Source organism: Clostridium cuniculi (assembly GCF_004353185.1).
In the GTDB taxonomy this organism is placed as follows: domain Bacteria; phylum Bacillota; class Clostridia; order Clostridiales; family Clostridiaceae; genus Clostridium; species Clostridium cuniculi.
The window spans coordinates 161,183-171,119 of record NZ_SMUS01000002.1 but is presented as its reverse complement, the minus strand read 5'-3'; the positions used below and the strand labels follow the sequence as shown (position 1 = coordinate 171,119).

The window sequence follows — 9,937 nt, the reverse complement described above, 5'->3', positions numbered from 1 at the left end:
CCTTTTAAGGGTAGCAAGTAAAATAAAATGCGGCTGCTGGACCATTTATGCGTCTTAAGACGCAAGCTAGCAATTTGCCCTTATAGGGCTTATGAAAAACCACCAGCTTAGCTGGTGGATATTTATTTTGTTTTAAAAAGAGTTACTATATAAATATTATTTAACTTTAATAAAAGAATTTTGGAAGAATATTTTTATATATGTTATTATATTATTGGATTCTAAAAATGGGGGGATTGGTGAAGATGATAGGGAGAAGGTACAATAGAAGTAGATATAGAAGGCAAAAAAATAAAAAAAACGTTATTATTTCAATTATATGTATTCTAATAATTGGAGGAGTAGTTGTAGGAATTAAGTACATTCCAAAATCAAATAAAGAAAATGTACAAGTTACTACAAAACCTGATGAAGAAATAGATTCTGGGGATAAGGAAGTAGTTAATAATTCTGAGGATAAAGATGTAAAAGACAATTCTGAAGAAGTAGAAAGTAATATATTAGATAATAGTGGTTACTTATCATTTGAAGAAGATCCTAATGCAGATGATGTAGCTATAGTTGCTGAAAATACTAAGGGGCTTTTAAATGGAACTAAACATTATCCTGTAAGAACAGATGGTAAAAAAGTTGTTTATTTAACTTTTGATGATGGACCATCAACAACCAATACTCCAGGAATATTAGATGTATTAGATAGATATAATGTTAAAGCAACATTTTTTACTTTGGGAAAGTCAATTGAAGCTAATGAAGAAGCAAAAGACATACTAAAAGACACAGTTAAAAGAGGACATGCTATAGCTAATCATACATATGGACATGATTATTCATATTTATACCCTAATAGAACTATGAATGTAGACAATATAGTATCAGATCTTGAAAAAAGCGAAAATTCAATGAAGGCGGTATTAGGTAAGGATTTTTCTACAAGAGTTATTAGATTACCAGGTGGATACTGGTCATGGGAAGGTCGTACACCTATGAAGGAAGCCATGGAACAAGATGGATACTATAATGTAGATTGGAATGCATTAAATAAAGATGCTGAAGGAAAGACGAAGAATGCAGATGAATTATTACAAAGCACTAAGGATACAATAGAAGTATTAGGGCCTAATGCTGATAGCGTTGTTCTTTTAATGCATGATACATATGGAAAAGAAGAAACAGTAAAGGCACTTCCGCAAATTATAGAATATTTACAAGGGAAAGGCTTTGAGTTTAGGACTATTAAGTAGTAAAAAAATTAAGATTAAAGGGATGAGTTTTAACTTATCCCTTTATGTTTTCATAGTGAAATTAATTTGTAACACTTTTGTAACGAATTTACCTATAGCTATAATGTATATTAATATTAAAGGGAAAAATAAGTTTAAAGTAATAAGTTATGTTTATATAAATTAATTAAAAAATATAAAAAATGGAGGAAAACATAGAAGGATGAGCCCAAGTAAGAGAAGAGTTAATAGAAGAAAAAAAAGACAAAGAAATCAAGCAATTTTGATAGCAAGTATTTTAGTGATAATAGGAATATTTGTAGGTATCAAATTTATTCCTAGACAGCAACAAGAACATGTACAAATTGCAAATCCTAGTGAGAATGAAAATGGGACAAGTGATAATACAGAATCTAATAATAAGGAACAGGTAGAGAATAATAAAGATCAAGTAAATAGTGAAGAGAAAGTGGAGGAGAATAAGTTAGATAATAGTGGTTATTTATCATTTGAAGAGGATCCTAATGCAGATGATGCAGCTATAGTTGCTGAAAATACTAAAGGTCTTTTAAATGGAACTAAACATTATCCTGTAAGAACAGATGGTAAAAAAGTTGTTTATTTAACTTTTGATGATGGACCATCAACAACCAATACTCCAGGAATATTAGATGTATTAGATAGATATAATGTTAAAGCAACATTCTTTGTATTAGGTTCATCAATAGATAAGAATGAAGAAGTAAAGGAAATATTAAAAGAGCAAGTTAAGAGAGGACATGCAATAGCAAATCATACATATAGTCATGACTATTCATACCTATATCCTAATAGAGTCATGAATGTAGATAATATTATATCAGATCTTGAAAAAAGTGAAAATTCAATGAAGGCAGTATTAGGTAAAGACTTCTCTACAAGAGTTATTAGATTACCAGGTGGATATTGGTCATGGGAAGGTCGTACATCTATGAAGGAAGCTATGGAACAAGATGGATACTATAATGTGGACTGGAATGCGTTAAATAAAGATGCAGAAGGTAAACCAAAGAATGCTGATGAATTATTACAGTGCACTAAGGAGACTGTAGAAGCGTTAGGACCTAATGCAGATAGTGTAGTTTTATTAATGCATGATACATATGGAAAGGAAGAAACAGTAAAGGCTCTTCCAAGAATAATAGAATACTTACAAAGTCAAGGTTATGAATTTAGAACAATTAAATAATAAAACTGCTCACAGCTGTGAGCAGTTTTTGTTATCTGCCTTTAATTTTACCTTCAATTCCTCTTTCAGCTAAAATTTCATAAATAGTTTTAGATGTAGTATCAGCTAAAGTGTAGCCAATTAATTTTAAAATCTCTTCAAGTTTTTCCTCAGAAGTAGTTTCAATTTCTAAATAAGGGAAAGGGCAGAAGCTCTTATCATTAATATCAATTTCAATTAAAGAATCATTAAGTTTATAGCTTTCTCTATATTTAGAAATAGATTCTTGAAGTATAAGACCTAAAGATTTAAATATTCTTCTAGCCATTTCTCCATCTTCAACAATAGTTTCATTTTCTTCCATAACTTTAAATGTACCTTGACTTAACATTTTTTTAGTAGTCATAAACACAGTTTCTTTTCCAGTAAGTCTATCAATAGTAGTTCTAACTCTAGCATATCCTTTATCAGCTAAAAGTCTACCATCTTCAAAATCATATATTTCATTAACTTGATCTTCAGATTTAACCTTAATTGCACCTAAAGATTTCATTTTATTTCTAATGTCATCAACATCAATATCCATTATTCTAGTTTCTAATTCTTTCATTAATAATGCTCCTTTCAATTTAAAGATAAGAATATTTATATTATACAATAAAAAATATAACAATAAGCCAAAAAAGAAATTTAAACATAAAGATTTTATTTATAAATTTCAATAAAATTACAGGAAAAAGTTGACAAATGAGATTAATAGTCATATAGTTAATTATATAAGTAATTAACCAATTAACTAACTAAGAGAAGGGAGGTTAAAAATATAATATGATTATAGAATTTAATAATGATATTCCTATTTATATTCAAATAGCTCAGGCAATAGAGGACAATATTATAAAAGGAATATTCAAAGAGGATGAAATGATACCATCAACTACAGAAATATCAGTAAAGTATAAAATTAATCCTGCTACTGTAGGAAAGGGATTTAACATTTTAGTTGATGAAGGAATTATATATAAAAAAAGAGGTGTTGGGATGTTTGTTTCAAAGGGAAGTAAAGAGGTATTAATGAATAAAAGAAAAGAAAGTTTTTTTAATAATTATATAGTTACACTTTTAGATGAGGCAAAGAAGTTAAATATATCAATAGAAGATATTATAAAAATGATTAATAAAGAGGGGTAAGAATATGGCTATAATAGAGGTTAAAAAGGTCAATAAAACCTATAACAAAAAACAAGTTTTAAAAGATATAAATATAACATTTGAAGAAAATAAAATTTACGGGTTGTTAGGAAGAAATGGGGCAGGAAAAACAACTTTATTAAATTTAATTACTGATAGAGCAATAGTAGATTCTGGTGAAATTACAATTAATGGAGAAAATGTATATGAAAATGATAATGCTTTAGAAAAGATATATTTTATGACTGAAAGGACTCTTTATCCAGAAGATTTTAAAGTAAAAGATGTATTTAAATGGACTAAAGAATTTTATAGTAATTTTGATAGTAAGTATGCCTTAGAGTTAGCAAAGAAGTTTAGTTTAAATATTAATACTAAAATAAAGAATCTTTCAACAGGATATAATTCAATATGCAAAATAATAAATACACTTGCTTCAAATGCAGAAATTTTAATATTTGACGAGCCAGTATTAGGACTTGATGCAAATCATAGAGAGTTATTTTATAAAGAGTTAATGGAAAATTATATTGAAAATCCTAAAACAATAATTTTATCTACTCATATTATTGAAGAAGTTTCAAATTTAATAGAAAAGGTAATTATTTTGAATAATAGCAAGATTATTAGTAGTGATGAAGCTGAAGAATTATTAGATAAGGCATATACAGTTTCTGGATTAACTGAAAATATAGATAAGTTTATAAGTGCAAAAAATATAGTTAATATTGAAGAGATAACATCATTTAAATCTGCCACTATAATAGGTAATTTAACTAATGAAGATAAAAAGTTAGCAGAAGATTTAGATTTAAAATTTTCAAAGGTTGAATTACAAAAGTTATTTATATATTTAACTGAAAAGGAGGAGGTTTAATATGAAAAGTTTAAAGATTGCGAAGATGAATGCTGAGGGAATTATGAAAGCAGCCATAATATATTATTTTATATTTATTTGTGTAATAATAGGACTAATAGCTGTATCTGATGGGAGAAGTACATTGTCAGGTATAGAAGTTTCAACTGTAATTTTTATATTTGTTTGTGGATTAAATTCCTTTAAATCAAATTTTTATTTTGCTAAAAGTAATGGTATATCAAGAAAAACATTTATTAAGGGATTATTAATATCAAGTGTTCCAATAGCTTTAGTTATGTCAATTATTGATATTATAATTAATAGAATAAATAATATTTTTATTAAAAATCCAACTTTTTATGATATGGCTTATGGAAATTCAGTTGGGTATATATCAAAAATTTATGATGGGAGTTGGGTACAAAGTAATAGTCTAAATACTATTTTTAATACTATTTTATTTCAATTTTCATTATGCCTTTTAGCTTATGTAGTTGGAATAGTAATTAATATGATTTATTATAGGGCTAATAAATATGTAAAAGTATTAGTATCAGCTATTCCAGTAGCATTTATAATATTAAAGGGCAATCTTTCCATGAGAAATCCTAGTTTAACGCTTAGAATAAATGAGTTTACTAATTATATATTTGGATTCAACCCATCAAATGTTTTTGCATGTATAACAACATTTTTAGTATTTACAGTAGCTTTATCAGGGATAGCATTTTTATTAATTAGAAAAGCTGTAATTAAAGAAAGGTAATAAATTAAAATGGTATATAAAATAAGAAACTAACATTTAATGTAGGTTTCTTATTTTATGAAATAAATAGAAAACGTTGACAAGTGATATTATTTGAGTTAAGATAGAGGTGGAACTGGGTAGTAATTGCTTAAGTGCAAGCTAAGCCTATTCATTAATATGCAGAGGATATCTATAGGTATTTTGTGCATTATAATGAATGGGTTTTTTTGTTTTTATAAATAAATTATAAGGTAAAATATTAATATAATTTATAAAGTTTAAAAGAGGAGAAGGTAAGATGATTATTACTAGGTTATTGAATAATAATGTTGTAATTACTTTAGATTCTAATGATGAAGAAATAATAGTAATGGGCAAAGGCATAGGATATCAAAAATCAAAAGGTGATACTATTGATGAAGAAAAGATAAACAAAGTATTTAGAATATCAAATAAAGAAGTTTCAAATAAATTTCAAGAGTTATTTAATAAAATTCCAATGGAACATATGAAACTATCTAGTGAAATAATTGAGTATGCAGAAGGTGTATTAGGAAAGAAGCTAAATGATGGAATCTATATATCTTTAAGTGATCATACTTACACAGCTATAAAAAGAATTAAGAATAATATTACAGTAAGAAATGCTCTGCTGTGGGATATTAAAAGATTCTATAAAGATGAATTTAAAATAGGTATGAAGGCATTAGATATTATAGAGGAGAAAACAAAAATAAGACTTCCAGAAGATGAAGCAGGATTTATTGCTCTTCATATGGTAAATGCGCAATTAAATGAAGAGCAACCTCAAGTTCAAGGAATTACAAAATTAATAGAAGAAATCCTTACTATTGTTAGAATAAATTTTAGGATAGAGTTAAAGGAAGAATCGGTATTTTATTATAGATTTATAACACATTTAAGATATTTTGCACAACGACTATTTTCAAATAATACATATAATGGAGATTCAGATGATGAACTATTAAGTATAATAAAAGGTAAGTATCCAAAGGAAGCTCAGTGCATAGATAAAGTAAAACTTTTTATTAGTAAAAAATATAACTATGAGTTATCTAGTGATGAGTATATATATTTAACTATTCATATTGCAAAGTTACTACAGGACTCAAAGTTATAATTATATATATTTTTTATATGAAGGGATGTGACAAGTATTTAAAAGTATTAATTTAACTATAAGCTGGATGGTAACATTAAGTTGGCCAAACCTTCAAATTTCAAAAAATAGAAATATGGAGGAATAGAAATGGGAAAGTATAATGAATTAGCAAAAGATATTGTGAAGAATATTGGAGGAAAGGAAAATGTAATTAGCTTAACACATTGTATTACAAGATTACGTTTTAAGCTTAAGGATGAAAGCATAGCAAAGGATGATGTGTTAAAGAATATGTCAGGTATTGTTACAGTTATGAAAAGTGGTGGACAATACCAAGTAGTAATAGGAAATCATGTACCAGAGGTATATGCAGATGTATGTGAATTAATAGATATTGATAATTTAAGTAGTAATGAAGAACCTAAGAAGTCAGGAAGATTATTGGATAGAGGAATAGATATTGTATCAGGTATTTTTCAACCAATATTAGGGATTATGGCTGCTTGTGGAATGGTAAAAGGTTTAAATGCATTATTTATTGCACTTGGATTATATAGTGACACATCAGGTGGAGCTTTAATTATAAATGCAATAGGAGATGGATTATTTACATTTTTACCGCTATTTTTAGGATATACATCAGCTAAAAAGTTTGGATTAAAACCAATGATAGGATTAGTTATTGGTGCTATTATGTGTTATCCAGGTATACAATCTGGAGCAATATCATCTATGGGTGATGCAATGTATACACTGTTTACTGGAACTATGTTTGAATCACCAGTTTACATTAGTTTCTTTGGAATTCCTGTAATATCAATAGATTACACAGGAACAGTTATTCCAGTAATTTTATCAGTTTATTTTGCTTCAAAATGCGAAAAGGTATTTAATAAAATTGTACCGGATTTAGTTAAGTTTTTCTTTGTGCCAATGTTAACTCTTTTAGTAGCATTACCAATTACATTTATAGTTATAGGACCAATTGCAACTTTTGGTTCAACAATAATTTCAGAATTTGTATTTGCAGTAAGAGATTTTAGTCCTTTAATTGCAGGTGCTATTGTAGGATTTACTTGGCAGATACTTGTTATCTTTGGAATGCATTGGGGCTTTATACCTGTATATATAAATAATATTATGACTAATGGATATGATAATGTAATGATGCCATTCTTTGCATGTACATTTGCTACTTCAGCAGTTGTTTTAGCTATATTCTTTAAGACAAAAGATAAAAAGATTAAAGAAATGGCATTACCTAACTTTATATCTGGAGTTTTTGGTGTAACAGAGCCTGCTATATATGGTATATTACTACCATTAAAAAAGCCATTTATAATTAGCTGTATTACAGGTGGTATTGGAGGAGCGTTTTATGGTTTCTTCAATTTAAGAAAGTTTATGGTTGGTGGAATGGGAATATTTGAATTACCAGCAATGATTGAACCAGATGGAGCTATGGGAAATTTAATAGTAGCATTACTTGGTATAGTAATTTCAATGGTAGTAGGATTTGTTTTAACTATGATCTTCTACAAGGATAAGGAAGAAGTTGCAGAAGTTATGGAAATTGTTGAAGAAGAAAATAATGGGGAAGTTAAAGCTAACTCCTTAAAGAAAATATTTATTTCTAGCCCTATAAAAGGAGAAACAATAAAATTAGAAGATATTGAAGATGCTGCTTTTGCAACAGGTGTATTAGGACAAGGTTTAGCTATTAAACCAACAGAAGGAAAAGTAGTTGCACCAGTTAGTGGAGATGTTACAACTTTATTCCCAAGTTTACATGCTATAGGTATTACTAGTGAGGAAGGTGTAGAGATACTTATTCATGTAGGACTAGATACTGTGCAATTAGAAGGTAAAGGCTTTAAAGCACATGTAAAACAAGGAGATAAAATTGTTAAGGGACAAGAATTAGTAACCTTTGATATTGATTTTATACAAGAATCAGGCTATAGCATTGTTACACCAGTAGTAGTAACAAATTATAATGATTATTTTGAAATAGCTGCTACTGAAAGTAAAAGTTTAGAGCTTGGTGATAAAGCTATCACTGTAATAATTTAATAATTTATTTTAAGCTCTGTTTTAACTTAGTTGAGGCAGGGCTTAATAAATACTGTAAAAATTTTATATGATAATATGGAGGAAAGTATGAAGTTTAATGATAATTTTTTATGGGGTGGAGCTACTGCTGCAAATCAATGTGAAGGTGGATATAATGAAGATGGTAGAGGATTAGCTAATGTGGATGTTTGTCCTACAGGTAAAGATAGATCTGCTGTAATTACAGGAAATTTAAAAATGTATGATTTTGATGATGATCATTTTTATCCTGCTAAGGTAGCAATAGATATGTATCATAATTTTAGAGATGATATTAAGTTGTTTGCAGAGATGGGATTTAAGGTTTATAGAATGAGTATTGCTTGGAGTAGAATTTTTCCTAATGGAGATGAAGAAACTCCAAATGAAAAGGGGTTAGCTTTTTATGATGAAATCTTTAATGAATGTAAAAAGTATGGAATAGAGCCTTTAGTAACAATATGTCATTTTGATTGTCCAATGTATTTAATAAAGAATTATGGTGGATGGCGTAATCGTAAGATGATTGGATTTTACGAAAAGTTATGCAGAACTGTATTTGAAAGATATAAAGGCAAGGTAAAATATTGGATAACATTTAATGAAATAAATATGATTTTACATGCACCATTTATGGGAGCAGGGATTTGTTTTGAAGAGGGAGAAAATAGAGAAAAGATAAAATATCAAGCAGCTCATCATGAATTAGTTGCTAGTGCTATTGCAACTAAAATTGCAAGGGAAATAGATAAGGATTATAAGGTTGGATGTATGTTTGCTGCAGGAAGTGCATATCCATATAGTTGTAATCCAAAGGATGTTTGGGAGGCTACAAAGGTAGATCGTGAAAGTTATTTCTTTATTGATGTTCAAGCAAGAGGTAAGTATCCTAATTATGCTTTAAAAGAAATGGAACGTAAGGGAATTACTCCGATTATGGAAGAAGAGGATATAGATATATTAAATAAATATACTGTGGACTTTATTGCATTTTCTTATTATAACAGTCGTTGTGTAAGAACAGATAATAGTGATGATGTAGCAGAGGGAAATTTATTTGCATCAGCAAAGAACCCTTATCTTTCATATAGTCAATGGGGATGGCCTATAGATCCATTAGGATTAAGAATAACATTAAACCATATTTATGATAGATATGAAAAGCCATTATTTATTGTTGAAAATGGATTAGGAGCAAAAGATGAGATTAATGAAAATGGTGAAATAGAAGATGATTATAGAATAGACTATTTAAGAGAACATATTAAAGCAATGAGAGATGCTGTAAACTTAGATGGTGTAGATTTAATTGGATATACAACTTGGGGACCAATTGATTTAGTTAGTGCTGGCTCTGGAGAGATGGAAAAGAGATATGGATTTATATATGTAGATAGAGATAATGAAGGTAAGGGAACATTAGAAAGAAGAAGAAAGAAGAGTTTCTATTGGTATAAAAAAGTTATAGAATCAAATGGATCAGATTTGGATTAAA

Annotated in this window: 9 protein-coding genes; 8 read left to right on the top strand and 1 reads right to left on the bottom strand. The window is 28.1% G+C overall.

Translation table 11 applies throughout. The features are described from left to right. Positions 1-245: 245 nt before the first annotated feature. Both EJJ37_RS01560 and EJJ37_RS01555 read left to right on the top strand, forming a co-directional pair. Complete coding sequence (locus EJJ37_RS01560; RefSeq protein ID WP_133013841.1) at positions 246-1,244, top strand: polysaccharide deacetylase family protein; 999 nt, start codon at positions 246-248, stop codon at positions 1,242-1,244. A 202-nt stretch (positions 1,245-1,446) separates the two neighbouring features. Further along, positions 1,447-2,451 (top strand): polysaccharide deacetylase family protein, encoded by a 1,005-nt coding sequence (locus EJJ37_RS01555; RefSeq protein WP_133013835.1) that lies wholly within the window; start codon positions 1,447-1,449, stop codon positions 2,449-2,451. A 31-nt stretch (positions 2,452-2,482) separates the two neighbouring features. Here EJJ37_RS01555 and EJJ37_RS01550 read toward each other — a convergent pair whose 3' ends face one another. Then, positions 2,483-3,040 (bottom strand): class IV adenylate cyclase, encoded by a 558-nt coding sequence (locus tag EJJ37_RS01550; RefSeq protein ID WP_133013834.1) that lies wholly within the window; start codon positions 3,038-3,040, stop codon positions 2,483-2,485. Positions 3,041-3,258: 218 nt separating this feature from the next. Here EJJ37_RS01550 and EJJ37_RS01545 point away from each other — a divergent pair, with 218 nt between their 5' ends. The 6 genes from EJJ37_RS01545 (at position 3,259) to EJJ37_RS01520 (ending at position 9,936) form a co-directional block, all read left to right on the top strand. Continuing rightward, positions 3,259-3,621: a GntR family transcriptional regulator gene (locus EJJ37_RS01545; protein ID WP_133013833.1), complete on the top strand. Its 363-nt coding sequence runs from the start codon at positions 3,259-3,261 to the stop codon at positions 3,619-3,621. 4 nt (positions 3,622-3,625) lie between these two features. Next, a complete protein-coding gene (locus EJJ37_RS01540; RefSeq protein ID WP_133013832.1) occupies positions 3,626-4,498 on the top strand; it encodes an ABC transporter ATP-binding protein in 873 nt (290 codons plus the stop codon). Between the two features lies 1 nt (position 4,499). Beyond that, positions 4,500-5,246, top strand: coding sequence for a hypothetical protein (locus EJJ37_RS01535; RefSeq protein WP_133013831.1), 747 nt, complete (start codon positions 4,500-4,502; stop codon positions 5,244-5,246). A gap of 280 nt (positions 5,247-5,526) precedes the next feature. Next, positions 5,527-6,369 carry a BglG family transcription antiterminator LicT gene (licT, locus tag EJJ37_RS01530; RefSeq protein ID WP_133013830.1) on the top strand — a complete coding sequence of 281 codons (843 nt, stop codon included), beginning with the start codon at positions 5,527-5,529 and terminating at the stop codon, positions 6,367-6,369. A gap of 129 nt (positions 6,370-6,498) precedes the next feature. Beyond that, positions 6,499-8,424, top strand: coding sequence for a beta-glucoside-specific PTS transporter subunit IIABC (locus EJJ37_RS01525; RefSeq protein WP_133013829.1), 1,926 nt, complete (start codon positions 6,499-6,501; stop codon positions 8,422-8,424). Positions 8,425-8,511: 87 nt separating this feature from the next. Next, positions 8,512-9,936 carry a 6-phospho-beta-glucosidase gene (locus EJJ37_RS01520; protein ID WP_133013828.1) on the top strand — a complete coding sequence of 475 codons (1,425 nt, stop codon included), beginning with the start codon at positions 8,512-8,514 and terminating at the stop codon, positions 9,934-9,936. Position 9,937: the final 1 nt, after the last annotated feature.

Bases quoted from the DNA above. Each gene is read 5' to 3' on its own strand.
- EJJ37_RS01560 (WP_133013841.1), top strand. From the start codon at position 246: ATGATAGGGAGAAGGTACAATAGAAGTAGATATAGAAGGCAAAAAAAT.
- EJJ37_RS01555 (WP_133013835.1), top strand. From the start codon at position 1,447: ATGAGCCCAAGTAAGAGAAGAGTTAATAGAAGAAAAAAAAGACAAAGA.
- EJJ37_RS01550 (WP_133013834.1), bottom strand. From the start codon at position 3,040: ATGAAAGAATTAGAAACTAGAATAATGGATATTGATGTTGATGACATT.
- EJJ37_RS01545 (WP_133013833.1), top strand. From the start codon at position 3,259: ATGATTATAGAATTTAATAATGATATTCCTATTTATATTCAAATAGCT.
- EJJ37_RS01540 (WP_133013832.1), top strand. From the start codon at position 3,626: ATGGCTATAATAGAGGTTAAAAAGGTCAATAAAACCTATAACAAAAAA.
- EJJ37_RS01535 (WP_133013831.1), top strand. From the start codon at position 4,500: ATGAAAAGTTTAAAGATTGCGAAGATGAATGCTGAGGGAATTATGAAA.
- licT (WP_133013830.1), top strand. From the start codon at position 5,527: ATGATTATTACTAGGTTATTGAATAATAATGTTGTAATTACTTTAGAT.
- EJJ37_RS01525 (WP_133013829.1), top strand. From the start codon at position 6,499: ATGGGAAAGTATAATGAATTAGCAAAAGATATTGTGAAGAATATTGGA.
- EJJ37_RS01520 (WP_133013828.1), top strand. From the start codon at position 8,512: ATGAAGTTTAATGATAATTTTTTATGGGGTGGAGCTACTGCTGCAAAT.